Source organism: Ectothiorhodospira marina (assembly GCF_900109495.1).
Classification (GTDB): domain Bacteria; phylum Pseudomonadota; class Gammaproteobacteria; order Ectothiorhodospirales; family Ectothiorhodospiraceae; genus Ectothiorhodospira; species Ectothiorhodospira marina.
Genome location: NZ_FOAA01000009.1, coordinates 67,936 through 93,132 on the forward strand (window position 1 = coordinate 67,936; position 25,197 = coordinate 93,132).

The 25,197-nt window shown below is 62.9% G+C and carries 26 protein-coding genes; 8 read left to right on the plus strand and 18 right to left on the minus strand.

Going from position 1 to position 25,197, the window contains the following annotated elements:
- Window positions 1–136 precede the first annotated feature (136 nt).
- The 3 genes from BMY52_RS09085 to ppk1 all read left to right on the plus strand — a co-directional run bounded on the left by BMY52_RS09085 (window position 137) and on the right by ppk1 (window position 4,414).
- A complete protein-coding gene (locus tag BMY52_RS09085; protein ID WP_090253633.1) occupies window positions 137–1,315 on the plus strand; it encodes an acetylornithine transaminase in 1,179 nt (392 codons plus the stop codon).
- 9 nt (window positions 1,316–1,324) lie between these two features.
- Complete coding sequence (gene argF / locus BMY52_RS09090; RefSeq protein WP_090253634.1) at window positions 1,325–2,254, plus strand: ornithine carbamoyltransferase; 930 nt, start codon at window positions 1,325–1,327, stop codon at window positions 2,252–2,254.
- A gap of 69 nt (window positions 2,255–2,323) precedes the next feature.
- The gene (gene ppk1, locus BMY52_RS09095) at window positions 2,324–4,414 is read left to right on the plus strand and encodes a polyphosphate kinase 1 (RefSeq protein ID WP_338018666.1); all 2,091 of its coding nucleotides are present in this window, start codon (window positions 2,324–2,326) and stop codon (window positions 4,412–4,414) included.
- Between the two features lie 58 nt (window positions 4,415–4,472).
- Here ppk1 and ppx read toward each other — a convergent pair whose 3' ends face one another.
- The 7 genes from ppx to BMY52_RS09130 form a co-directional block, all read right to left on the minus strand.
- Window positions 4,473–5,972, minus strand: coding sequence for an exopolyphosphatase (gene ppx, locus BMY52_RS09100; RefSeq protein WP_090253637.1), 1,500 nt, complete (start codon window positions 5,970–5,972; stop codon window positions 4,473–4,475).
- Window positions 5,973–5,997: 25 nt separating this feature from the next.
- The gene (locus BMY52_RS09105) at window positions 5,998–6,510 is read right to left on the minus strand and encodes a SixA phosphatase family protein (RefSeq protein WP_177169916.1); all 513 of its coding nucleotides are present in this window, start codon (window positions 6,508–6,510) and stop codon (window positions 5,998–6,000) included.
- A 101-nt stretch (window positions 6,511–6,611) separates the two neighbouring features.
- On the minus strand, window positions 6,612–7,862 hold the full coding sequence (locus BMY52_RS09110) for an inorganic phosphate transporter (protein ID WP_090253642.1): 1,251 nt from the start codon (window positions 7,860–7,862) through the stop codon (window positions 6,612–6,614).
- Between the two features lie 38 nt (window positions 7,863–7,900).
- Window positions 7,901–8,581, minus strand: a complete 681-nt coding sequence (locus tag BMY52_RS09115; protein ID WP_090253757.1) for a TIGR00153 family protein — start codon at window positions 8,579–8,581, stop codon at window positions 7,901–7,903.
- Window positions 8,582–8,737: 156 nt separating this feature from the next.
- Window positions 8,738–10,066 carry a phosphate regulon sensor histidine kinase PhoR gene (gene phoR / locus BMY52_RS09120; protein ID WP_090253644.1) on the minus strand — a complete coding sequence of 443 codons (1,329 nt, stop codon included), beginning with the start codon at window positions 10,064–10,066 and terminating at the stop codon, window positions 8,738–8,740.
- Between the two features lie 31 nt (window positions 10,067–10,097).
- A complete protein-coding gene (phoB, locus tag BMY52_RS09125) occupies window positions 10,098–10,790 on the minus strand; it encodes a phosphate regulon transcriptional regulator PhoB (RefSeq protein WP_090253646.1) in 693 nt (230 codons plus the stop codon).
- A 111-nt stretch (window positions 10,791–10,901) separates the two neighbouring features.
- Window positions 10,902–11,234 (minus strand): SMR family transporter, encoded by a 333-nt coding sequence (locus tag BMY52_RS09130; RefSeq protein WP_090253759.1) that lies wholly within the window; start codon window positions 11,232–11,234, stop codon window positions 10,902–10,904.
- A gap of 79 nt (window positions 11,235–11,313) precedes the next feature.
- Between BMY52_RS09130 and BMY52_RS09135 the strand changes: the two genes are divergently transcribed.
- Window positions 11,314–12,240: a tetratricopeptide repeat protein gene (locus BMY52_RS09135; protein WP_177169917.1), complete on the plus strand. Its 927-nt coding sequence runs from the start codon at window positions 11,314–11,316 to the stop codon at window positions 12,238–12,240.
- A 99-nt stretch (window positions 12,241–12,339) separates the two neighbouring features.
- On the plus strand, window positions 12,340–13,134 hold the full coding sequence (locus BMY52_RS09140) for a ParA family protein (RefSeq protein WP_090253650.1): 795 nt from the start codon (window positions 12,340–12,342) through the stop codon (window positions 13,132–13,134).
- 16 nt (window positions 13,135–13,150) lie between these two features.
- On the opposite strand, the gene BMY52_RS09145 is transcribed toward BMY52_RS09140, so the two are convergent.
- The gene (locus BMY52_RS09145) at window positions 13,151–13,360 is read right to left on the minus strand and encodes a hypothetical protein (protein ID WP_090253652.1); all 210 of its coding nucleotides are present in this window, start codon (window positions 13,358–13,360) and stop codon (window positions 13,151–13,153) included.
- 15 nt (window positions 13,361–13,375) lie between these two features.
- The gene (locus BMY52_RS09150; protein WP_025282353.1) at window positions 13,376–13,576 is read right to left on the minus strand and encodes a tautomerase family protein; all 201 of its coding nucleotides are present in this window, start codon (window positions 13,574–13,576) and stop codon (window positions 13,376–13,378) included.
- Between the two features lie 140 nt (window positions 13,577–13,716).
- On the opposite strand from BMY52_RS09150, the gene BMY52_RS09155 reads away from it, so the two are divergent.
- On the plus strand, window positions 13,717–13,902 hold the full coding sequence (locus tag BMY52_RS09155; protein ID WP_090253653.1) for a PLDc N-terminal domain-containing protein: 186 nt from the start codon (window positions 13,717–13,719) through the stop codon (window positions 13,900–13,902).
- A gap of 65 nt (window positions 13,903–13,967) precedes the next feature.
- On the opposite strand, the gene BMY52_RS09160 is transcribed toward BMY52_RS09155, so the two are convergent.
- From BMY52_RS09160 to dacB, 3 genes are all read right to left on the minus strand, one after another.
- Complete coding sequence (locus tag BMY52_RS09160; protein ID WP_090253656.1) at window positions 13,968–16,160, minus strand: YgiQ family radical SAM protein; 2,193 nt, start codon at window positions 16,158–16,160, stop codon at window positions 13,968–13,970.
- A 13-nt stretch (window positions 16,161–16,173) separates the two neighbouring features.
- On the minus strand, window positions 16,174–16,458 hold the full coding sequence (locus BMY52_RS09165) for a late competence development ComFB family protein (RefSeq protein ID WP_090253658.1): 285 nt from the start codon (window positions 16,456–16,458) through the stop codon (window positions 16,174–16,176).
- Between the two features lie 147 nt (window positions 16,459–16,605).
- Window positions 16,606–18,057, minus strand: a complete 1,452-nt coding sequence (dacB, locus tag BMY52_RS09170) for a D-alanyl-D-alanine carboxypeptidase/D-alanyl-D-alanine endopeptidase (RefSeq protein ID WP_245740750.1) — start codon at window positions 18,055–18,057, stop codon at window positions 16,606–16,608.
- A gap of 96 nt (window positions 18,058–18,153) precedes the next feature.
- On the opposite strand from dacB, the gene BMY52_RS09175 reads away from it, so the two are divergent.
- Together BMY52_RS09175 and BMY52_RS09180 are read left to right on the plus strand one after the other, a co-directional pair.
- Window positions 18,154–19,653 (plus strand): fumarate hydratase, encoded by a 1,500-nt coding sequence (locus tag BMY52_RS09175; RefSeq protein WP_090253660.1) that lies wholly within the window; start codon window positions 18,154–18,156, stop codon window positions 19,651–19,653.
- 50 nt (window positions 19,654–19,703) lie between these two features.
- Window positions 19,704–20,777 (plus strand): lipoate--protein ligase, encoded by a 1,074-nt coding sequence (locus BMY52_RS09180; RefSeq protein ID WP_090253662.1) that lies wholly within the window; start codon window positions 19,704–19,706, stop codon window positions 20,775–20,777.
- Between the two features lie 99 nt (window positions 20,778–20,876).
- Here the strand turns inward: BMY52_RS09180 and BMY52_RS09185 are convergent, their stop codons facing one another.
- The 6 genes from BMY52_RS09185 to BMY52_RS09205 all read right to left on the minus strand — a co-directional run bounded on the left by BMY52_RS09185 (window position 20,877) and on the right by BMY52_RS09205 (window position 25,137).
- Window positions 20,877–21,359: a hypothetical protein gene (locus tag BMY52_RS09185; RefSeq protein WP_090253664.1), complete on the minus strand. Its 483-nt coding sequence runs from the start codon at window positions 21,357–21,359 to the stop codon at window positions 20,877–20,879.
- A gap of 70 nt (window positions 21,360–21,429) precedes the next feature.
- Window positions 21,430–22,344 carry a TIGR01777 family oxidoreductase gene (locus BMY52_RS09190; protein ID WP_090253666.1) on the minus strand — a complete coding sequence of 305 codons (915 nt, stop codon included), beginning with the start codon at window positions 22,342–22,344 and terminating at the stop codon, window positions 21,430–21,432.
- A gap of 50 nt (window positions 22,345–22,394) precedes the next feature.
- Window positions 22,395–22,550 carry a hypothetical protein gene (locus BMY52_RS15415; protein ID WP_177169918.1) on the minus strand — a complete coding sequence of 52 codons (156 nt, stop codon included), beginning with the start codon at window positions 22,548–22,550 and terminating at the stop codon, window positions 22,395–22,397.
- A gap of 56 nt (window positions 22,551–22,606) precedes the next feature.
- A complete protein-coding gene (locus BMY52_RS09195) occupies window positions 22,607–23,002 on the minus strand; it encodes a YajD family HNH nuclease (protein WP_090253668.1) in 396 nt (131 codons plus the stop codon).
- A 13-nt stretch (window positions 23,003–23,015) separates the two neighbouring features.
- On the minus strand, window positions 23,016–24,731 hold the full coding sequence (locus BMY52_RS09200) for a potassium channel family protein (protein ID WP_090253670.1): 1,716 nt from the start codon (window positions 24,729–24,731) through the stop codon (window positions 23,016–23,018).
- A gap of 22 nt (window positions 24,732–24,753) precedes the next feature.
- Complete coding sequence (locus BMY52_RS09205) at window positions 24,754–25,137, minus strand: DUF6394 family protein (RefSeq protein WP_090253673.1); 384 nt, start codon at window positions 25,135–25,137, stop codon at window positions 24,754–24,756.
- Between the last annotated feature and the right edge of the window lie 60 nt (window positions 25,138–25,197).

A 25,197-nucleotide genomic window follows, 5' to 3' on the forward strand; every position in this document is an offset into this window, starting at 1 on the left:
GGCCCCGGGCATCGTATGATCCCGACCAAGGGTAGGGAACCGCCGATCGTTCCATCACAATGATCCGGCGCATGGAGCGCGAGGCAAGCCGGCAGCCACGAGCTGCCTTTTTTCGTTTATGGAGGGGAGTCACTCAATGTCAGATGCGCTGGTGCAGAATTACAAGCGCCAACCGGTGGCCTTTGAGCGCGGTGAAGGCGCGTGGCTGTGGGACAGCCAGGGGCGCCGCTATCTGGACGCCCTCTCGGGCATCGCCGTGTGCGGGCTGGGCCATGCCCATCCGGCGGTGGCCAAGGCCCTTTGTGAGCAGGCACGCACGCTGGTGCATACCTCCAACCTCTATGAGATCCCCCTGCAGACCCGCCTGGCCGAACGGCTGACCCAGGCCGCGGGGATGCAGCAGGCGTTTTTCTGCAACTCCGGGGCCGAGGCCAACGAAGCGGCCCTCAAGCTGGCGCGTCTGCACGGTCACCGCAAGGGCATCAAGCGACCCACCGTGGTGGTCATGGAGGGGAGTTTTCACGGTCGTACCCTGGCCACCCTCACCGCCACCGGGAATACCGCCATTCAAAAGGGGTTTGCCCCGCTGGTGGAAGGTTTTGTCCGTGTCCCCCATGGCGATCTGGAAGCGGTTCAGGCCCTGAGTGACCATCCGGATGTGGTGGCTGTGCTGGTGGAACCCATCACCGGGGAGGGCGGCATCCGGATCCCACCCGCCGACTACCTCAAGGGCCTGCGGGAACTATGTAACCAGACCGGATGGCTGCTCATGCTGGACGAGATTCAGGCAGGGATCGGCCGCACGGGGCAGCTGTTCGCCTATCAGCATGAAGACATCACGCCGGATGTCCTCAGTCTCGCCAAGGGCCTGGGTAACGGCGTGCCCATCGGCGCCACCTTGGTGGCCGGGCCGGCCACGGGCTTATTCACCGCCGGCACGCACGGTACCACCTTCGGCGGCAATCCCCTGGTCTGTGCTGCCGCGCTGGCAGTCCTCGACACCCTGGAACAGCAGGACCTGCCCGAGCAGGCAAGGCGCATGGGTGAGTACCTGATGGCAGGATTCGCTACGCGCTTGGGCGGGCACCCAGCGGTACGCCAGATTCGCGGCAAGGGTCTGATGATCGGCATTGAACTGGACCGGCCCTGCGCTGAACTGGTGGGTCAGGCGCTGGCCGCCGGCCTGCTGATCAACGTCACCGCCGAGCGCGTGATCCGCCTGCTGCCCCCCCTGATCATTGACCAGGCCCAGGCCGATGAAATCATCGATACCGTCGCCACGCTGGTGGAACGATTCGCGGCCCAGGCCGCCTGAGGAGTACCCATGGCTGTTCGTCATTTCCTGTCCCTGCTGGACCTGTCCACCGAGGAATTGCGTCACCTGATCCAGCGCGCCATGCAGATGAAGGTGCAGCAGCGCGAAGGGACGCCCCATGCCTCCCTGGCTGGCAAGACCCTGGCCATGATCTTCGAGAAGTCCTCCACACGTACCCGGGTGTCCTTTGAGGTGGGCATGCAGCAACTGGGTGGGCATGCCCTGTTCCTGTCCCCCAAGGACACGCAGCTGGGCCGGGGCGAGCCCATCGAGGACTCGGCCCGGGTACTGTCGCGCATGGTGGACGCGGTGATGATCCGCACCTTTGAGCATGAAAAGGTGGAGCGCTTTGCCGCCTACTCCCGAGTGCCGGTGATCAACGGCCTCACCGACCTGGAACATCCCTGTCAATTGCTGGCGGACATGCAGACCTGGTTCGAGTTGCGCGGCGACATCGCCGGGCGCACCGTGGTCTGGGTGGGCGATGGCAACAACATGTGCCACAGTTACATCCACGCCGCCGAACGCCTGGGATTCGAATTGCGCATCACCTGTCCCGAGGGTTACGACCCGGATCCGCTGATCCTGGCATCGGGTGGACGCTCAGTGCACATGGTGCGCGACCCCATGGAGGCCGCTGACGGGGCGCACCTCATCGTCACTGACGTGTGGGCGAGCATGGGGCAGGAACAGGAACAGTCAGCCCGGCGGCGCGCCTTTGGCGATTACGTCGTCACCAGCGAGCTCATGGCGCGTGCCGCTCCGGATGCCCTGTTCATGCACTGCCTGCCGGCACACCGGGAGGAAGAAGTGAGCACCGAAGTGCTGGAAGGGCCGCAAAGCGTGGTCTGGGACGAGGCGGAAAACCGGCTTCATGCCCAGAAGGCGCTGCTGGAGTTCCTGCTGGCCTGGGACACGCAGCGCTTGCCGGAGTCCTGAGCATTCAGGCGTCCGTACCCCTGTCATGGAACGTTAACATACATGGGCTAGTGTGCCGGCCAACAGCAGGTGACTGGACAACTGATGAACGATATTGACCTGACCAACCCGGAACTCTACCTCAACCGCGAGTTGAGCCTCCTGGGCTTTAATCAGCGGGTTCTGGAGCTGGCCAAGCAGGAGAACATGCCCCTGCTGGAGCGGCTGCGCTATCTGTGCATTTCCTCCACCAACCTCGATGAATTTTTCGAGATCCGTGTGGCCGGGCTCAAGCAGCAACTCGCCCTGGGCGTGAACAACCCGGGCCCTGACGGCCTGAGTGCCGCCGAGCAACTCGCCCGGGTCGGCCAGAGCGCCCACGCGTTGGTGGATGACCAGTACAGCACCCTCAACGACATCCTGATTCCTGCGCTGGCCCAGGCCAACATCCGCTTTGTACGGCGCACCCAGTGGACGCCGGAACAGGCTGCCTGGGTCAAGGAATTCTTCAACATGGATCTGTTGCCGGTACTCTCCCCCCTGGGACTGGACCCGGCCCACCCCTTCCCGCGCATCCTCAACAAGAGCCTGAACTTCATCGTCACCCTGGAGGGCAAGGATGCCTTCGGACGCGAGAGCCGCATGGCCGTCGTGCAGGCACCGCGTTCCCTGCCCCGCCTGGCCCGCCTGCCCCGGGAACTGGCCAAGGGAGACCATGATTTTGTCTTTCTGTCCTCCATCCTGCATGCCCATGTGGGCGAGCTGTTCCAGGGCATGAAGGTGACGGGCTGTTATCAGTTCCGCCTGACCCGCAACTCCGATCTCTTTGTTCACGAGGAGGAGATCGACGACCTGCTCATGGCCCTGGAAGGGGAACTGCCCCAACGCAATTATGGCGAGGCCGTGCGTCTGGAAGTGGCCGATAACTGTCCCGACAAGGTGGCCGACTTCCTGCTGCGCCAATTCAAGCTGGGCCGGGAAGACCTGTATCAGGTGAATGGACTGGTCAACCTGAACCGGCTCATGGCCGTGCACGAACTGGTGGATCGTCCGGATCTGAAATTTCCGCCCTTCGTGCCTGCCCTGCCCCCCTCGCTCACCTCCGCTTCGGACATCTTCCACACCATCCGCCGCGGCGATGTCCTGCTGCATCATCCTTACCAGTCCTTCGTGCCGGTGGTGGAGTTCATCCGCCAGGCTGCCCGCGACCCGGATGTACTGGCCATCAAGCAGACCCTGTACCGCACGGGGGTGCGTTCCCAATTGGTGGATATCCTGGTAGAAGCAGCCCAGGCAGGCAAGGAAGTGACCGTGGTGATCGAACTGCGTGCCCGCTTTGACGAAGAGGCCAATATTCAGCTGGCCAACCGCCTTCAGGATGCTGGCGCTCATGTCACCTATGGCGTCGTGGGGTACAAGACCCACGCCAAGCTGCTCATGGTGGTGCGTCGGGAAAAGGGCCAGATCAAGCGATACGTGCATCTGGGCACCGGCAACTACCATGCCGGCACCGCCCGTGCCTATACCGACCTGGGCCTGCTGACCGCCGACAAGGTGGTGGGCGAGGATGTACACAAGATCTTCCAGCAGCTCACGGGCCTGGGCAAGGTCTCCAAGCTGCGCAAGCTGCTGCAATCTCCCTTCACCCTGCATGCGGCCATGATCGAACGCATCGACCGAGAGATCGACCATGCCAGGGCCAACCGGGGTGGGCGCATCATTGCCCGGATGAACTCCCTGATTGAACCTCGCCTCATCCAGGCCCTGTATCGGGCCTCCCAGGCGGGCGTAAAGATCGATCTGGTGGTTCGGGGCATTTGCGCCCTGCGCCCCGGGGTCCCTGGTGTCTCGGAGAATATCCAGGTGCGTTCCGTGATGGGTCGTTTTCTGGAACACTCCCGGGTGTTCTATTTCAAGAACGGCAACACCCCAGAAGTCTTCCTCTCCAGTGCCGACTGGATGCAGCGCAACTTCTTCCGCCGGGTGGAGACTGCCTTTCCGGTGGACCACCCGGATCTTCGCGAGCGGGTGCTGAATGAGTCCCTGCTGGCCTATGTGGCCGACAACACCCAGACCTGGCTGCTGCAGAGCGACGGCAGCTACCAGCGCCTGAAGCCCACCAGCAGCCAGAAACCCCGCTCGGCCCAGCAGGAATTGCTGGAGCTGCTCACCGGGCCCTGACTCTCATGCATCAAGGGGGGTGAATCTGGCTTCTTTCGTGTTAAGGCGGCGGGCCGGTCTACTCATACTTGAGTTTGAACCGCGCATTGCGCAGATACTCGGCCTCCCGCTCCAGATCCGCCCGGGTGAGGGGGTGTTCGTCCAGCCAGCCCTCGGCCAGACGTAACTTGAGACTGCGCTCCTTGACCCTGATCTCCTCGATGGGCACCTGAATCTCCGTGCGGGCCCGGTGCAGGAGCGCGGCCACACGCAGTAGCACCGCCAACCGCTGCAGCACGCGGCCTTCACGGTCGGGCAGCGCGTCGAACAACTTGGCGGGAAACTTGCGGCGGTGGGCACGCACCAGCAGGGCCATGCGCTGCTGCCCCTGCAGAGTGAAACCGTCCAGGTCAGCGTTTTCCACCAGATAGGCTCCATGCTTGTGGTACTGGCTATGGGAGATGCTCAGACCCACCTCATGCAGGCGGGCCGCCCAGGCGAGGCTCTCGGCGTCATCCTGAGACAGCTGCCAGCCCTCTCCCACGTGCTCCACCAACTGCAGGCTGGTGTGCTCTACCCGAAGGGCATGCGCCTCATCCACCTGAAAGCGCTTCATCAAACTGTCGATGGTGCGGCCACGCACATCCTCGTGACCGTTACGGCCTAGCAGATCATAGACCAGCCCTTCACGCAGCGCACCATCCGATACCCGCATGCGCTCGATTTCCAGGGCCTCGAAAATGGATACCAGCACCACGACACCACCCGGCAACACCGGGCGCCGATCCTCGCTCAAGCCCTTGAGATCAACACGATCCACGTGCCCTGCCTTCAACAAGGCATCACGCAATTGCCGCAAGCCCACCAGGGAAATGCCATTGTCACACCAGCCCTGTTCACGCAGGATTTTGGCCACGGCCAGCAACGTGCCCGAAGCCCCCAGGGATTCCTGCCAACCCACGCCCTTGTACTGACCCTCAATAGGCTGCAACTCCAGCCGGGCGGCAATCTCGGCGGCGCGCCAGGCGGTGTCCTTGATCTCGCCGTTGGGGAAGTACCAGCGACCCATGCTCACACACCCCATGTGCAGGCTCTCCATGTGAATGGGTTCGAAGCGCTCACCGATGATGAGTTCGGTACTGCCTCCACCGATATCCACCACCAGGCGCCGGCCTCCATCATCCGCCAGGGAGTGGGCCACACCCAGGTAGATCAGACGCGCCTCCTCGCGCCCACCAATGATCTCGATGGGATGCCCCAGGGCCGCGCGAGCACGTTCCTGAAAGTCGCCTGCATCCCTGGCCTTGCGCAGGGTGTTGGTGCCCACCGCACGCACACTGCCCAAGGGCAATTCACGCACCCGTTGACCGAAACGCTCCAGGCAGGCCAGCCCCCGCTCAATGGCCTCGGGACTGATATTGCCCCGGTTGTCCAGGCCGCTGGCCAGGCGCACGGTCTCACGCAGGCGATCGAGCACATGGACCTGGCCGTCGCGTATCCGCGCCACAATCATGTGAAAACTGTTGGACCCCAGGTCCACAGCAGCGATGGTGTCAAAAGGCTGGCGACGTCGAAACATGAAAGGAACCCGGGTGATGAGGGGGTCAGAGCCGACGCAACTGACGCTGGGTGAGCAGCCAGTGCAGCATGGCACAACCAGCCCGGGGGGGGCCACTGAGTTGCAGCGCACAGGCCCCGCCTTTTTTCATCCTTACAAGGGAGTCAGGCCGTCCGGACATCAGCCATCCGGCAAGACGGGACAGGTGTGGCTCATGCCCCACGAGTATCAGCAGGCCTTCGGGCTGCTCCTGAAACAGGCCACCCACCAGCGCGCTGGGATGCGCCTCGGGCACCAGTTGATCACAGGTGCGGATCGGACCCGTAGGCAGAATCTCGGCGAGAATCTCCGCGGTCTGGCGGGCACGGACATGGGGACTGGACACCAGGTTCATGGGTCCACTAAGCAACGTGGCCAGCCCCTGGACCGCCTCGCGCATGCGGGTCACACCCTGATCGGTGAGTGGGCGCAGGTTGTCGGGCTGACCACTGCAGGCGAATTCGGCGGCGTCACCGGCCTGAGCATGGCGTACCAGGATGAGTTTGAGATCGTTGTCCATCGCCTGCTCCATCTCCCCCAGGTGCTGGCCCACCCGGACCACTCAAAACCGCCATCTTGTCGCAATCGTGTTTCATGCCCATGACAGACGGCGCACCGCATTCAACTGAAGCTGGCGCGAATGATCAGGAAGAAGATGATGGAGAGCAAGGCCCCGGCCGGCAGGGTAATGATCCAGGACATGAACACGGTCCGCACCACGCCCAGGTTGATGGCGGCGATCCCCCGGGCCAGGCCCACGCCCAGGATGGCGCCCACGAGGGTATGGGTGGTGGAGATGGGTAACCCGGTACCAGAGGCCAGCACCACCGTCATGGCGGCCGCCAGGGTAGCAGCAAAGCCTCGGCTGGGGGTCAGCTGGGTGATATTGCGACCCACCGTGGCAATCACCTTGTGACCATAGGTGACCAGGCCCAGTACAATGCCGGCCCCACCCAGCAGAAGGATCCACATGGGCATCGGGGTATGAGCGTTCACCTCGCCAGACTGGGAGACGCTGACCACTGCAGCCAGCGGTCCGACTGCATTGGCCACGTCATTGGATCCGTGGGCGAAGGCCATGGCACAGGCGGTCACCACCATGAGCACCCCGAACACCTTTTCCACGTTGGTGAAATGAAATTCCCTATCCGAGACCTTCTCGAAGTGCAGGCGGCGGATGGCCACCACCCCCAGGGCCGTGACCAGGAGGCCAATGGCGGCGGCGAGCACATAACTCTCCAGCATGGAGAATTCCAGCCCCATGTGCTTCAGCCCCTTGAGCAAGGTGATCAGGGCCGTGAAGAAAGCCGCCAGGAACATATAGAAGGGCACGAATCGCCTGGCATTGACCAAAGGATCCTGAGTATCCAGGATGAGGAGCTGAACACTGCGGAACAGCGCAAAGGAGATCACCCCCGCCAGGGCTGGCGAGACCACCCAACTCATGGCGATGGTTCCCACCCGGTCCCACTGCACCGCCTCCATGCCCAGAGCCACGATGGCAAAGCCCACAATGGCACCAACAATGGAATGGGTGGTGGACACGGGCCAACCGAAGAATGAGGCCACCAGGAGCCAGGTGCCCGCCGCGAGTAGCGAGGCCAGCATCCCGTACACCAACACTTCCGGCGAGCCCTCCAGCAGCCCGGTTTCCAGCATGCCGCTGCGGATGGTCTGGGTCACCTCCCCGCCTGCCAGCCAGGCCCCAGCAAACTCGAATATGGCGGCAACAAACACCGCCTGCTTGATGGTCAGTGCCCGGGAGCCTACCGAGGTCCCCATGGCATTGGCTACGTCATTGGCCCCCACCCCCCAGGCCATGAAGAACCCAAACACGCACGCAAGGGCGATGAAAAGCGCTGCATATTCCATAGAATACTCAGTTCAAGGCCAGTCGAATGGACTTCGGTTTAGTGGGCCAGCATCAGTTGCAGGCGGCTTCCCACCCGCTGTGCCAGATTGGCCAGTTCACCGATCTCGTCGATGATCCGGTACATGAACATGACGTCCACCGGGTGCAGGGACTTTTCCATGGCGAACAGCCCGGCACGCACACGGATCTGTATCCGATCGGTGTCGTGTTCGATGGTGTCCAGTTCCTTGAGGAGGGCCTCCATGACCTCCACCTCGTGGCCGCGGAAGCCCGCCTCCACCAGGTCTTCCAGTTCGTGCACGGCCCGATCGGCCTGTTCCACGGCGTCCACACCGCGGGCCAGAAAATCCCGCAGCCCCGGATGCATGTCACTTGGAAACGTCATACTGCGGCCCAGGATCAGGCCGGCAATGTCCTTGGTGGTATTGGCGATGCGGTCCTGCACCGTGAGGGTTTCGAGCACGTCCCTGCGCGACATGGCGAGCATCAGTCCCTTGGGCAGGTGCATGCGTAGATCCTTCTTGAGCAGATCCGCCTCGTGCTCAAGACTGGCAATCCGGTCGCGCTGCTCCCGTGCCCGCTCCCAGTCCTCCGCCATGGCAGCCTCCATGAAGGCTGGCAGTTCTGCCACGCAGGCCAGCACCTTGTCCGCATGCTGCTGCAGTGGGCGCACGGGGGATTGACCAAACAGATTGAAGAAATAGCTCTTGGGAGGCATGGCGGCTCGGTCCGAATGAGGGGGCATTGTAACGGAAATGTCATGTTTGGCGAGAGGGGCGGGAGACTATTCATAACGCCATCAGTGGTACAGGACCCATCGCCAGGGGCCCATCGGGGGGGGACCCGTTTTTGAAACCAATCGGTATGCGATGGATCAGTTGTCGCTGGCGACTGGAGCCACCTTGCGAAGCACCCGCGCCTGGCCGAAATCGCAGGTGAAGGTGCTGCCCTGGTCGGGCACGCTCTCAATGCGCAGGCAGGCGTCGTGCCGTTGCAGCACATGCTTGACGATGGCCAGCCCCAAGCCGGTGCCGCCGCGGGCGCGACTGCGATCCGATTCCACCCGGTAGAAGCGTTCGGTGAGGCGGGGAATATGGTCCGGGGGAATCCCGATCCCGGTGTCCTCCACCTGGAAGTGGGCACCCTGGTCATCGGCGTACCAGCGCAGGGTGATGGTGCCGCCATCGAGGGTATAGCGGATGGCGTTGGTCACCAGATTGGAGAAGGCGCTGTGCAACTCATTGCGGGCGCCGCGCAGCCACAAGCCGGCATCCGCCTCCACCCGAATCGTCAAATCCCGCTCCGTCACCAGCATGTGGGCATCCTCCTCAATGGCCCCGATCAGGGCGGGCACGGGCACTGCCGTCTGCTCGGCCACGCCATCGTCACGGGTCTCCAGGTGCGAGAGTGTGAGGAGGTCGTCGATGATGCGACGCATACGCTCGGCCTGAAATTCCATGGACTCCAGGGTGCGGTGGACAACCGGATCCAGGCTATCGTCATCCACCAGCGTTTCCACATAGCCGGTGATCACCGTCAATGGCGTGCGCAGTTCATGGGAGACATTGGCAACGAAATCACGACGCATGGACTCCAGACGATGCAGACGGGTGACATCCCGCACCGTCAACAGGAACTGACCATCTCCATAGGCCACCATGCGCGCTGAAAGCTGCACCTGATTGTCAGGCAGGCGAGGCATTTCCAGAGGCTGGTTGTACACCCCCCCCTCCAGATACGCCAGAAAACGGGGATGGCGCAGCAAATGGGTGATGCGTCGCCCCACATCCTGGGGCTGTCGCAATCTCAGCAGGTCAACGGCGGCATCATTGAACCATTCGATCTCGAAGCGCTTGCCCAGAATAATGGTGGCATCGGGCATCGCCGCGCTGGACTCGTGGAATCGATTGAGCAGCTTGGCGATCTTCTTCTTGCGCTTGCGGCTGCGCTGATGCAGGCGGTACAGATCATGAATCAGATCACGCCAGATACCCGAGGCCTCCGGCGGATCACTGCGCTTGCCCAGCCGGACCCAGCGGTGGAACCGCCACAACTGGAAGACATGCCAGCCCATGAACCCCAGCAATGCCACGAACAGGGTGGCAAAGAAGTAACCGATCCACCAGCCCACCAGGGCCCCGACCACCATCACGGAACCCAGCCGCCAGGCCTCCAATGTCCAGGGGTGGGGATCCCGGATCATGGCATCACTCCTTGTTCCACAAGACGAACGATCACCCCTGCTGGGAGAATCGGTAGCCGGCGCCGCGCACGGTCTGCACGTAGCGATCACAGCCGTGTGGGCTCAGGGCCTTGCGCAACCGGAGAATGTGAACATCCACCGTGCGCTCCTCCACATAGGTGTTGCGGCCCCACACCCGATCCAGGAGTTGCGAGCGTGAATAAACACGCTCCGGATGGGTCATGAAAAAATGCAGCAGGCGAAACTCGGTGGGGCCGATTTCCAGGGGTTTTTCATTGGCCATCACCCGATGGCTGGCGGGGTCCAGCGTGAGACCGTCCACGCTCAGGGGCTTGGCCTGCTCCTCGGGCAGGCTGCGACGCAGCACCGCCTTGATGCGAGCCACCAGTTCCCGAGGCGAAAAGGGTTTGGTGATGTAATCATCAATCCCCGCATCCAGGGCACCAACCTTGTCGTCTTCCTCGCCCCGGGCGGTGAGCATGATGATGGGGACCTCGCGGGTGTAGTCTTCCCGCTTGAGGCGCCGGGCCAGATCGATGCCACTCGCCCCGGGGAGCATCCAGTCCACCACGATCAGGTCCGGCACACGCTCCGCCAGGCGGGCATGCGCCTCGTGAGCGTCACCGGCTTCGTCCATCTGGAACCCGGCACGGGTCAGTGCGAAGCCGACCATTTCACGAATGGCCGGCTCGTCTTCCACGACCAGGATGGTCTTTTCGTTCATAGACTGTGGTCCAAGGTCAGCTTGTTGAGCGCCATTAGAGCGAACCTTTGTTACATCATGGTGACAAGATGACAGACGGGTGAAGATCCCATGTCAGCGCCAACCGGCGGGTCAGTGCAGACTGGCCGACTTGGAGAACAACTGCAGTACCAACACCCCCGCGACGATCAAACCGATACCCAGCATGCCTGCCCCGTCCAAACCCTGTCGCAGATACAGCCATCCCACCAGCGTGATGAGCACAATACCGCCCCCAGCCCAGATGGCATAGGCCACGCCCACGGGGATGTAACGCAGCACCAATGACAGCAAATAGAAGGCCACCATGTAAGCCACGACCACCACGATGGACGGCACCACCCGTGTCATGCCATCGGAGAATTTCAAGGCGGTGGTACCCACCACTTCGGCAATAATAGCCAGGGACAGCAGGAAAAAGGGCATCGAGGGACTCCACATTCACACAGTTGCCACAAAGGGCAGTTACATTGACGGATGGTTCTGGACAGTGGTTGAACAATTCATGACGACAAAGGCAGCCATCCACCGACCCGGTTCGGCAGACCGCATGCTGTGCGCTGCGGGTTTGAAGACGCTGGCGGGCCTGGTGCTGACCGCCCTACTCTACCTGCCCGTGGGGCTTTGGGCACAGGAATCCCCCAAGCCCTGGTCGGAACAGGCGGGCGATGGCATGAGCGTGGCACAAATGGAGGCCGAGGCGCAGGCTCATCTCCAGGAGACGCCGCCCAACTACCCACAGGCACACCTGTGGTTCGAGCAAGCAGCCAATCAAGGTTCTCCGCAGGCGGCCGCCTACCTGGGCTGGCTGTATGAACACGGCCATGGCGTGGAACCCGATCCATCCCTGGCCATTGCCTGGTATGCCCAAGCAGTGGAGACCGGCGCCCATCGCTATACGCTGCACCTGGGCTGGATGCACCTCAATGGTGAGTTGATTCCCGTGGACAGGGTCGCCTCCGAGGCCTGGTTCCGACGTGGGATCAAGGCGGATTACGCCCCGGCCCGGGTCGCACTGGCCTCAGTCTGGATCGCCGACGCCACCGGCGGGCTGGAGCCGCACCGCACCCTGGAAGCCGAAACCCTGTTGCACGAGGCCCACGAACAGGGCGAGCCCAACGCCGTGTATTTTTTGGCCCGATTGTATCTGGAGGGCATCGGCGATGTGGAGGCCGACCCGGACCAGGCCTTCCACTTTACTCACCAGGGAGCCCAGGCCGGTCATCCCACCCTGCAGGCCTGGCTGTCCGAGCTCTATCTCCAGGGGCGCGGCGTGGAGGCCAACAGGGTCAAGGCCGCGAAATGGGCCAGCCTGTCCGCGGCAGCCGGCGATCCCGTGGGTACACAGATGCTTCAGCTGCTGCAGCATGAACTGGATGCGGAGGTGCTTGAAGCGGGTCGCGAACAGGCGCTGGCCTGGCTGGAGAACTGACGAAAAACAGGCCTGCCGGCTCGACCTGCCCCGCCTGCATTGAATACACTAGCAGGCTGCCGCACACCTGCGGCCCGGGTTCCCGGCTTGGAGTAGGTCATGAGACGCGTCATATTCAATCAAAAAGGCGGGGTGGGCAAGTCCACCATCACCTGCAACCTGGCGGCCATCAGCGCGGCCTATGGTTTGCGCACCCTGGTGGTGGACCTGGACCCCCAGGGCAACTCCAGCCAGTACCTGCTGGGGTCTGCCTTCACCGAATGCGAACACACGGTGGTGGATTTCTTCGCCGGCACGCTGGGCAGCGGCTTCAGCTTCAAATCCCGCAAACCGGTGGATCTCATCCCCCTGCAGACCCCCTTTGAGGATCTGCACATCGTGCCCGCCAACCGCGAACTGGAGAACCTCCAGGGCAAGCTGGAATCCCGCTACAAGATCTACAAGCTGCGGGATGCCCTGCAGGGGATTGCGGATCGCTACGACGCGGTCTTCATCGACACGCCTCCGGCCCTGAACTTCTTCACCCGTTCGGCCCTGATCGCTGCGGACCGATGCCTGATCCCCTTTGATTGCGATGACTTTTCCCGACGCGCCCTGTATGAGTTGCTGGACAACGTGCGCGAGATCCAGGAAGACCACAACGAGCGACTGATGGTGGAAGGCATCATCGTCAATCAGTTCCAGTCCAACGCCAACCTCCCGCGGACCGTGGTGGAAGAACTCATCAACGAAGACCTGCCCGTGCTGGGCAGCTACCTCTCTGCCTCAGTGAAGGTGCGCGAGTCCCATCAGGCGTCAGAGCCCCTGATCCACATGGCACCCAATCACAAACTCACCGGGGAATATGTGGCCCTGTACCGACTGCTGAACGGTGAGGCCGTAGAGCCCGCCTGAGGCGGGCATCGGGGCCCTATTTGCGGGACTCCTTGAGGAAGTAAAGCCCCAGGCCGATGAAGATCCCGCCGATCACCAGGGCCGCCGTACCGCCGATCCCCTGCCCCTCACCCACCGTGAGACGACTGATCCAGACCTCGCCGCCAAACAGGGCGAAGCCGCCCACGCCCAAGAGCAGCAGACCAATCACCACCAGGCCCGTGTCGGTCTTCTTGCGTCGTGTCATCTGCGTTCTTCCCCCTTATTCCCGTTGGCGGCGCACGGTGATGGTTTCCCCCCCCACGCCCCAGTTGTCCGTCTCCACCTCGTCGATCACCACCACGGTGGTGTTGGGGTTCTTGTCCAGCACATCCACCAGCAACTGCGTGGCGCCGCGGATGAGTTCCGCCTTCTGCTCCGGGGTCGCTCCTTCGCGGGTGATCTTGATGTTGACATAGGGCATGAATCAGGACTCCAGGGTGGGCATGATGGGAAAGCCTCTGTGTCGCCCCCGGCGCTCGGGGGTGGTCACGCTCGGTACTCTGCCTGTATGTTGAGAGGGTACCAAACCGAACACACTTCCACACAACAAGGAGTGACATCATGGGCATCGAAGTGGGCGGCCTGCTGGGTCTCGTACTGCTTATCGCAGTGATCTGGGCGATCGTGAGTACCGTTCAAAGCCGAGCAGGGACGGGCACCAAGGTGCTCTGGATCGTGTTGATCGTCCTGCTGCCGCTGCTTGGCTTCATTCTCTGGCTGCTGCTGGGGCCGAAGGCGGGGCGCTGAAGCCGCCCTCCCCCTCATCCCCAGCCCTTCTCCCCCCCCCGGGGGGGAGAAGGGAGTTTCATCACCTACCGGCGCCTTGTTCGCCCAGCCTGCCTGCGCGCCCTGCCTGCTGCAGGGCGCCCTGAGGCCTTGGGCTGGCCCTTCCGAGCGGGCGTCACACCACTGCCACGACGCCTCCCCTCCCCCGACTGCCCCGTTCCCTCCGGCTGATAGCGGGGCACCAGGTGACGCTTGCCATTGCCGATGAGGTCCGCTCGACCCATGTCCTGCAGGGCCTTGCGCAACAGCGGCCAGTTTTCCGGGTCGTGGTATCGCAAAAAGGCCTTGTGCAGCCGTCGCTGGCGCAGACCGCGGGCATTGCTGACCACCTCGCCCCCCTCGCGCCGAATGGGCTTGAGGGGGTTTCTGCCCGTGTGATACATGGTGGTGGCCAGGGCCATGGGGCCAGGGAGAAAGCCCTGCACCTGGTCCGGACGAAAGCCATTACGCTTGAGCCATACGGCCAGATGCAGCATGTCCTGGTCCGTGGTGCCCGGGTGGGCAGCTATGAAATATGGCACCAGGTACTGCTCCTTGCCTGCTTCCCGGGTGTAGTGGTCGAACAGGGCCTTGAAGCGCTCGTAGACGTCCATGCCCGGTTTCATCATCTTGGATAGCGGGCCACTCTCGGTGTGCTCAGGGGCGATCTTGAGATAACCGCCCACATGATGGGTCACCAGTTCCTTCACATATTCCCTGGAAAGCACTGCCAGGTCATAACGCACCCCTGAGGCCACCAGGACCTTTTTCACCCCCGGGCGCTGGCGGATCCGCCGGTACAGGCTGATCAAGGGGCCATGGTCCGTGTTCAGGTGGGAACAGATGCGGGGATACACGCAGGACAGCCGGCGGCAGCGGGCCTCGATGGTCTTGTCCTTGCAGCCCAGTTGATACATGTTGGCAGTGGGGCCACCCAGGTCGGAGATGATGCCCGTGAACCCCTCCACCTTGTCGCGAATCTCATCCACTTCCCGGACCACGGAGTCCTCGGAACGGGACTGGATGATGCGCCCCTCGTGCTCGGTGATGGAACAGAAGGTGCAGCCACCGAAACAGCCACGCATGATGTTCACCGAGAAGCGGATCATCTCCCAGGCAGGGATGCGCGTCCCCCGATAAGCGGGATGCGGAGCCCGGGCAAAGGGCAGATCGAACAGGGTATCCAGTTCCGCCGTGGTCAGCGGGATGGGGGGCGGATTGATCCACAGATCCCGGTCGCCATGGCCCTGGACCAGGGCGCGGGCGTTGCCCGGGTTGGTTTCCAGGTGCAGCAGGCGGGCGGCGTGGGCATACAGGGCCGGATCCTCCATGACGGCGTCCCACTGGGGCAGGCGGATGACGGTGCTCTCACGGGGATGAGCGGCCACCACCCGACGCTGCACCCGCACCACCTGCGCACCGGTGCCCGCCCGCCAGGCCACGGCCTGACCCGGACCACACTGCTCGGGGATGTCCTCGCAGTAGGGGTCCCGGTGGCGGTCCACGGGGCCCGGCCGATCCAGGAGGGTGGAGTCCAGTTCCTGCCAGCCATCCAGCAGGCCATCGCTGAGAAACGCGGTGCCCCGCAGGTCCCGCAGACTGCGGGGGTGCTCGCCACCAGCGATCCGGTGGGCGGCATCCACCAGGGCGCGCTCGGCATTGCCGTAGAGCAGGAGATCCGCCTTGGAGTCCAGCAGCACCGAGCGGCGCACCTTGTCGGACCAGTAGTCGTAATGGGCCACCCGCCGCAGGCTGGCCTCGATGCCGCCAATGAGGATGGGTACGTCCCGGTAGGCCTCGCGCACCCGCTGGCTGTAGACGATCACCGCCCGGTCCGGGCGCCGTCCGCCCTCGTCATCGGGGCTGTAGGCATCGTTGCGACGCACGCGCCGGTCGGCGGTGTAGCGGTTCACCATGGAGTCCATGTTGCCCGCGGTGATGCCAAAGAACAGGTTGGGGGGCCCCAGGGCCGTGAAGGGGTCGGCGGAGCGCCAGTCGGGCTGGGCGATCACTCCCACCCGAAAGCCCTGGGCCTCCAGCAGTCGGCCGATGATGGCCACCCCGAAGCTGGGGTGATCCACATAGGCATCGCCGGTCACCAGAATCACATCGCAGCTGTCCCACCCCAGTTCGTCCATTTCGGCACGGGACATGGGCAGGAAGGGGGCCACGCCAAAGCGCGCGGCCCAGTAGGGTCGGTAGGAGAACAAGGGCCTGGGCGGCGCAGTCAACGGCATCATGGGCAAGCGGGCGTCACTCGTCCTCGCCCAGCCGGATCTCGTGACGCCGTCCGGTGGTACGCATCGCATAGTCCACGGCTTCGTTCACCTGCGTGTTGATCAGTTCCCAGTCCTCGTCAGTCAGCCGCGTGGTCAGGTCCACGGAAAAGCGCAGATACCGGGGCGGCAGGCGATTAAGGGCCACACAGGCCAGATCATCCATATGGGTGGTGTCCAGGGCGTCCCCCAGCTCCAGCAGTTCATGACGAATCCGGTCGTAGACCAGGTGCTCATAGTAATTCTGTATGTTGCCAATCATGCGTTCGCTCCTCGAAGCGTCGTTCAAGCCACGGTGGCCGATAAGGCATCCACTCTTACGGCCCATCCATCCTTAAAAGCCGGCATTCCCTCTCCTGTATTCTGACAGGAGTTGAGCCGTTTGACTGCAGGATGCCAACCCCTCCCGTCATCCATTGGCATACAGCCAATCGAGGATTCCGTCCTGTATCCGGGTGCCACGCCAGTGCTGCAACCCCGGGTGATTGATCATGAGCACCACCATGCGTTCCTCGCCCCGTGCAGTGCGCATATAGCCTGCCACGGCCGAGACCCCATTGAGATACCCGGTCTTCAGGCGCATGTCGCCGGCACCCGGAGCATCCACGAAGCGCCGACGCAGCGTGCCATCCTCGCCGGAAATCGCCAAAGACGAGAGATATTCAGGCATGTAGGGGCTGTTGCGCCCCACCTGCAGCACTTGGGCCAGTTGACGGGCGGTCATGCGGTTACTACGCGACAGCCCGGCAGCGTTATCCAGTTCAAGACCCTGGGTATCCACTCCGTTACGGGCCAGCATGGCGCGGATGGCCGCATGCCCCTTGTCCACGGTGGCCGGGCCCTCGTACACCGCCACCCCCAGGGCCAGCTTGAGTTGCCTGGCCATGACATTATTGCTGTACTTGTTGATCAGACGAATCAGTTCACCCAGGGGAGGAGACTGATGCACAACCCGGGGCTCAGCCGCCTCGTTCGGCAAGGTACCGGTCCGCCAGTCTCCCTCAAACGTCCCCCCCCATTGCCCCCACAGCTCGGTGAAGAGGCTGTGGGCATACGCCTCAGGGCCCAGCGCCGTGCGCAGCAGGCTGTACTCCTCGCACCCTTGAGGAAAGTGCCCTTCCAGCCGCACCCGCCCCGGATTCTCCACGTGATAGGCCACGCCCCGCTGATACCCCTCGCAGGGCCCCGCCGCAAGGCGCAGACGGTTATCCAGTTGCAGGTGCGACAGGGGAGGATCGGTGGTCACCCGCACTGAACGACCATCCTCCCCTGGACGGAATTCGAAACGCACGGCATTGAAATTCATCAGCAGGGCATGAGGTGGCTGGTTGTAGGCCCGGAAAGGCCGGCCATCAAAATCTCCCGGATCCTCCGGCACCACATCGTAATGGCTGAGGTCGAAGATCAGGTCCCCTTCGATGCGCTCGATCCCACTGCGCCTGAGCGCACCCGCCAGCTTCCAGACCTCCTCGGTCACCAGAAAGGGATCGCCGCCGCCCCGCACGTAAAGATCTCCCTTGAGCACACCGTTTTCCACCGGGGCAAAGGTGTATAACCGGGTTTCCCAGCGGTGCGACGGACCCAGGATATCCAGTGCCGCCAGGGTGGTCACCAGCTTCATGGTGGAAGCCGGATTACGGGGCACGTCCACCCGGTGGGCGATCGAGGGAGATGCCCCCGGGGACTGCACCCAGAGACTGACGGCGTCCTGGGGCACATCATGACGCTCCAGCACCTGGACAAGGGCATGGGGCAGACCGGCAACAGCCCTTGATGACCCCAGAGCCAGGAGCAACACCAGCGGCAGCAGGAGAATGAAGAAGCGGTATTTCGTGGAGACCATGGGCAGCCAGAATGACATGAAAGTGAGTGGTTGTTGCAGTCACGATTCTACTCCGACCGCGAACTCAGTAAGATGGCGGGTTCCAAACCATTGCCATATCGCCGGAGCCATTGCATGTCCGTCATCCGCCAGGAAGACCTGATCCAGAGCATCGCCGACGCCTTCCAGTTCATCAGCTATTATCATCCCAAGGATTACATCCAGGCCCTCACCCAGGCCTACGAGCGGGAACAGTCCCCCGCGGCGAAGGACGCCATGGCGCAGATCCTGGTGAACTCCCGGCTATGCGCCCAGGGCCATCGCCCCATCTGTCAGGACACCGGCATTGCCCTGGTGTTCCTCAAGATCGGGATGAACGTGCGCTGGGAGGCGACGATGAGTGTTCAGGAGATGGTGGACGAGGGCGTGCGCCGCGCCTACACCGATCCCGACAACACCCTGCGCGCCTCAGTGCTGCTGGATCCGGCCGGTGAGCGCCGCAACTCCAAGGACAACACCCCGGCCGTGGTGCACATGGAGGTGGTGCCCGGCGATCACCTGGAGGTGATCTGCGCCGCCAAGGGCGGCGGCTCGGAGAACAAGGCCAAGATGGCCATGCTCAACCCCTCCGACTCCATTGTGGACTGGGTGCTCAAGACCGTGCCCACCATGGGCGCCGGCTGGTGCCCGCCGGGGATCCTGGGACTGGGCATCGGCGGCACGCCGGAGAAGGCCATGCTCATGGCCAAGGAATCGCTGATGGCTCCGGTGGACATCCAGGAACTGAATGCCCGCGGCCCGGCCAACCGGGTGGAGGAGCTGCGCCTGGAACTGTACGAGAAGGTGAACGCCCTGGGGATCGGCGCCCAGGGTCTGGGTGGACTGACCACCGTGGTGGATGTGAAGATCCTGGACTATCCCACCCACGCCGCCTCCCTGCCCGTGGCCATGATCCCCAACTGCGCGGCCACCCGTCATGTGCACTTCCACCTGGACGGCAGCGGCCCGGCACAACTCACCCCGCCGTCCCTGGAAGACTGGCCGGAACTGGATTACGACCCCAGCCAGGGCAAGCGCGTGGATCTGGACAGCATCACCCCCGAGGAGGTGGCCAGCTGGCAGCCGGGTGATGTCCTGCTGCTCAATGGCCGTCTGCTCACCGGACGGGACGCCGCCCACAAACGCCTCACCCAGATGCTGGATGCCGGCGAGCCGCTGCCGGTGGATTTCACCAACCGGTTCATCTACTACGTGGGCCCCGTGGACCCGGTACGTGACGAGGTCATGGGCCCGGCCGGCCCCACCACCGCGACGCGCATGGACAAGTTCACCCGCCAGATGCTGGAGCAGACGGGGCTTTTGGGCATGGTGGGCAAGGCCGAGCGCGGCCCCGCCGCCGTGGAGGCCATCTGCGACAACAAGGCCGTGTACCTGATGGCCGTGGGCGGCGCCGCCTATCTGGTGTCCAAGGCCATCAAGGCCTCGCGGGTAGTGGCCTTCGAGGACCTGGGCATGGAGGCCATCTACGAGTTCGAGGTCAAGGACATGCCGGTCACGGTGGCCGTGGACAGCCAGGGCACCTCGGTGCATGAAACCGGTCCCAAGGAGTGGCGCATCCGGATCGAGCAGGCCTGACGGGCCGGATACCCCCCCCAACCGCTCACAACCCGGAAGGACACGACCCCATGCAGCTTCGAGTGCTCGATTTCGGCTCCCAGCCCGCCCTGCGATCCCAGGCGGTCTATCACGGCATGGCCCACCACATGCACCCCGGTGACACCCCGGTGCTCACCCTGGTGAATCCCTCGTCGCCCTATGTGTGCGTGGGCCTGCATCAGGATGTGGCGCTGGAAGTGGATGAGGACTACTGCCAGGCGCATGAATTGCCGATCATCCGTCGCCATGTGGGCGGCGGGGCCGTGCTCCTGGACCAGAACCAACTCTTCTTCCACTTCATCTATCCCGCCGAGAAGGCCCCACGGCGGGTCAGCGAGATCTATGCCCATTTCATCGAGCCGGTGATCCAGACCTACCACCGCCTGGGGGTGCAGGCAGTGTTCCGCCCGGTGAACGACATCCACGTGGACGGCCGCAAGATCGGTGGTACCGGCGCCGCCTCCATCGGGGATACCACCCTCATGGTGGGCAGTTTCATGTTCGATTTTGACGTGGACACCATGTCACAATGCCTCAGGGTGCCCTCGGAGAAATTCCGCGACAAGTTGCGCGCCGGCATGTCGGACTACATCACCACCCTCACCCGGGAACTGGACGAACCACCCACCCGGGAGGTGGTGATCAAGACATTCATGGAAGAGCTTGCGGTGCATCTGCGGGTGGAACCGGTCATGGACCAGGCCAGCGCAGCAGAAGAGGCATCCATTGCCGAGCAGGAAAAGGAACTCCAGGACCCTGATTGGACCTATCAGAAGGGACGACGATTCATCGAGCGGGGCGTGAAGATCTCCGCTGACACCCACCTGGCTGAAGGCGCCTTCAAGGCCCCCGGCGGACTGATCCGCAGCCGCCTGCTGGCCAAGGACGGCCACATCGTGGACCTGTCCCTGAGCGGCGATTTCACGGTATTCCCGGAGGATGGCATGCAGCGCCTGGCCGACGCCCTCAAGGGCCAGCCCCTCACCCAGGGCTCACTCCAGGGCGCCACCCAGCAGGCCATGACCGACGTGTCACTGGACATCCCCGGCGTCACCCATGTGGACATCGCCACTGCCATCACCGCCGCCTTCCGGGGCGCCTAGTCAAAGGGGACAGGAGTAAAAGGGGACAGACCCCTTTTTCACTGCTTTTTCAAAAAAGCAAAAAGGGGTCTGTCCCCTTTTCAGGGGGCCGTCCCCTTATTACTCCTCGGGCGGGCCCCCGGGCCCCTCGGCCACGCCATAGAAGCGGGCCACACGCACTGCAAAGTCGTAGATGGGCTCGGGTCGCGGCGCATCCGGCATGCCTTCAACAATGCGATGACCATCCCCCAGGTGCATGCAGACCACGTAGCGATACCCTCGGTTGAAGGGGTAACGCTCGATGCTGATGCGCTGCACCCGGGTCAGATCATGTTCCAGCAGCGGGTTGCGGCCGATAAGGCGCTGTTTCTCAATGGCCACATGAGCCGGTGAATGCCGAAACCGATAGAGAGTGAACGGCGACAAACGCCATAAGGCATAAGCTGACATGCCGGCCAGGGCAATGAGGATGGCAAGGTTCGCCAAGGGAGGTGGATAGCCATCCAGAAACTGGCGCAGGTAGATGGTGCCATAGACCACCAGTGCCACCATGGGCATGGCCTGCAACAGCATGGCCAGAGGATCGGGGTGACGAATTACCATATCCGATGGGGTCCTCCGGCGCTCATCGTCCCGTGCTTCTGCTCAGGTGCTGGCATCGTGGCAGCAGACTTCATCGTTCGGCGATCTCGCTCATGGCATGTTCAATGCGTGGGTACAAGAAACTGTAACCGCCCTCCTCCTGCACCTTGCGCCCGGAAATGGTTTGGGAGTCCAGCACCACGTCCGCCATCTCTCCCATGGCGGCCCGCAGCATGAAGGCTGGGGCCGGCAAGAGGGCCGGACGGCCCAGTGCCTTGGCAAAGGCCTTGGAGAACGCCCGGTTGGTCACCGGGTGCGGCGCCACAGCGTTATACACGCCCCGCATCGAGTCCTCCTTGAGCGCCCGGGAGAGGATACCTGCCAGATCATCCACGTGGATCCAGCTCATCATCTGGGAGCCATCGGAGACGGGCCCACCCAGGCCAGCCTTGAAAATTGGCATCAAGCGCCCAACCACGCCACCGTCCCGCCCCAGAACAACACCGATACGCACGATCACCAACCGCGTGGACTCATTCACCCGTTCGGCCTCTGCCTCCCACTGCTGACAGATCTCTGACATGAAGCCAGCGGCGGGCTCGCTGTCTTCCTCCAGCGGTTCCGGACGATTCACCGGGTAATATCCAATGGCCGAAGCCGACACCAGGGCACGGCACTGAGGGGCATGCGCATTGATGCCCTCCACCAGGGCCCGGGTGGGTTCCACGCGGGAGTTGATGATCCTCTTCTTCTGCTGAGGGGTCCAACGCTTGCTGGCAATGCTCTCCCCCACCAGATTGACGGCAGCCTCTACCCCCTCAAAGGCATCCGGAGGAATGGGGGAGCGGGTATCCCACTCGATAATGCGAAAGGTCTCCATGCCCAGCTTGCGCCGGGCACTGGCGGCATCGCGGGTCAGCACCACGAACTCGTGGCCCTGGGGCTGCATGCGCGCGATCAGCCGCGAACCGACAAAACCGGTCCCACCGGTGATGAGTATTCTCATAGGGTCTCCGTGTGCATCGCAGTCAGAGGGGCGCCTGCGCACCCGTGATGTTACTGGTCCTTATGCTCCCGGGCCTTCTCGGCCTTACGGCGCTCTCGTTCTTCCCGGTCGCGGCGCAGGGAGATGAACTGCCAGATACCAAAGGCGGCGACCACCCCGATGATGAATAGACCTTCCAGAACCTTGATGTCCGAACCCTCACCCATGGTCTGTTTCTCCTCAACTGGCCAAGCCTGAACCTACGCCGCGGCCCTTGGCCGGGTCAATCCCCGCGCTTGTCTCCGTCCTGCCCCTTGAGCAGATCGCCCAGGGCGGCAAAAGGATTGTGCGTCGCCCCCGGGCCGGAACCGTCGCCAGCGCCGCCCCCGTGGCCGCTCGTGGCCTCGGTGAGCCGCTGATGCTCGTTATCGTGACAATACACGCACAACAACTCCCAGTTGGAACCATCGGGCGGGTTGTTGTCATGATTGTGGTCCCGGTGATGCACTGTCAGCTCGCGCACGTTCTTGTGATCAAAGGTGCGTCCACAGCGTCCGCAGACCCAGGGATACATCTTCAGGGCCTTGGCCCGGTAGCCCTTTTCCCGATCCTCGCGTTCGCGGTGGCTGTTGGCGACCACTTGATCCAGTCGGCCACCGCCGGATGAATTCACTGCCATGCTGTTGTCCTCTTCAATTCGTATGACCCGTGGCGCCAGGTGGCGCGCGCCGGCTGCCCGTCCGCCACACCCAGCCATCGGGCCGATTGTAGCCCGTCACCAGGTAGCGCAGGGCCTGCACGTCCCGCAACAAGTGATGAAACCGGTCCGCCACCCGGGACTGGCCACACAGGAGCAGCCGGTCGCCCGTCCGGATATCGGTATCGGGCCCTGGAGTCAGCAAGGCCTCCCCCTCGCGCACCCGCATCAGGGGTACGCAATTGAAGGAGTCCCGCCAGGCGTGGGTGGCATCCAGCAATGCGCCCAAGGTGACCGGCTGCTCCTGCAGCAGCCTGACGAGGGCTGGTGCCGCCTTGTCGTTCACATTCACCAGCCACACTTCGGGGACCACCTCATCGGTGACAGCGGTAATCCGGCTCAGCAGTTCGTTGGCCCAGTCATCATCCATTTCAAGGGACAATTGCAGAAAACGGGCTAACAGGGGGGTACTGAGATGCGCCAGGATGGCCTCGGCGATCATCTCACTGGGCCGCATGGTGACATCGGGTTTGGCTGCCTTGAAAATATCCCGATTATCACAATGATTCTGGCGGGCCACGATGAAAAGATCAGGGTTCAGGGCCCGCGCCGTCATGAGACAGGACAGGTTATTGGCGTCCCCGTCGGTACCGGCCAGCAGTCCGACCACATTGGCAATGCCGGCCTGCTGCAAGGTATCGGCCTCCGTGCCACGTCCATGCAGACAGGGGCCATCCGGATCGGCCCGCTCAGGGATCTCCTCGATCACCACGGTGCCCATGCCCAGTGATTTCATGCCCTGTTTCACCGCCTGCCCCAAACGACCAAACCCCACCAGAATCCAGGTGCCCCTGGGGGGTTCCACGGGCCGGGGCAGTGGCGCGTCGGGCACGCTGGTGAGCCATTCCCGCAACAGGTACAACCCCGGAGATTGAAGCGCCAGGGTCAGGCGTTCGCCGAAGGCATCAAAAGGATTGACGATGTAATCCGTGCCAAACGAGGCCATGTTGTCCTGGGTGGAACGGGTATGGGCTCGACAGACCACGGGCAGCGTCGGGTTGAGCAACTTGACGGTAATGGCGATCTTCAGGTTGGCATCGTCGTCATCCGTGACGGCCACCACGCCCTGGCACAGGGCATGACGCAACCCGGCAGTACGCAGGTGAGCCGAGATGCTGGCATCTCCCACCAACGCCGGCACGTGACTGATCAGGTCCATGAGTTCCAGATCATTGATTCGCTCCGGGTTTTTGTCGATCACGATGACTCTGTGACCCCGCTGCACCAAGGCTTTCACCAGCATGGACCCGGTGTCCCCGTAGCCACAAATGATATAAAAAGACTCCTGCATGCGCCTGACATGACGATCAAAGCCCTGATAGCCCATGGCCTGCTTGAAAGCAGGCTCCTGGACCAGAGCGAGGATCTTCCCGATGGCATACAGCCAGGCGATGATGGTGAGGTAGATGGAGAACATCACCCACAGGCGCTGAGCATCGCTGAAATCGTGGGGGATCTCGCCGAACCCGGTGGTGGTGGCGGTGTAGCTAAGGAAATACAGCACATGAAAGATATCCATGCGCCAGACTTCTCCATGCTCGTCCACCCCGGGGATCAGCAACAGGCCGCCCCCTGCCAATGTATAGGCACCAATGAGCACCATGAGGGGGGTTCTCATGCGTCTCAGGAAGAGAAAGATGACCTTATCCATGGGAGCGCGGGACCACCGACCCTTAACGCCGCAGATTCACGGTATCGATGATCACCAGGACCACCGAGACAATGTTGGCTAGCAGTGCGCCGGCGGCCAGCGAGACAATGCTGGCCATGAACATGGCATCCATGCCGCCTGTGTGTATGTGAATGGCGTAGGTCCACACCACCGCGGCCGCGAATAACTGCAGATCCGCCACCAGCGAGCTGGCAAGCAGCAGCGCTCCGGTTTGCGTGCGATCGCCGAACTTGAGCACCGTGGCGACCAGATTCACGATAATGACCGCCAGCAATTCAAGCGTATTGTGATGATCGGGGTTGTCGAACTCACCCAGCACGAACCCGAAGTTCAGTGTCAGGGCCAGCAGAATGAAGAAACCAAAAAAGACCTTTTCCAGGCTCACCAGGGCGTCTCTTGAGATGAGGGGTGTTCAATGGTCCTTGTTAATGGGTTCGGGATCAAG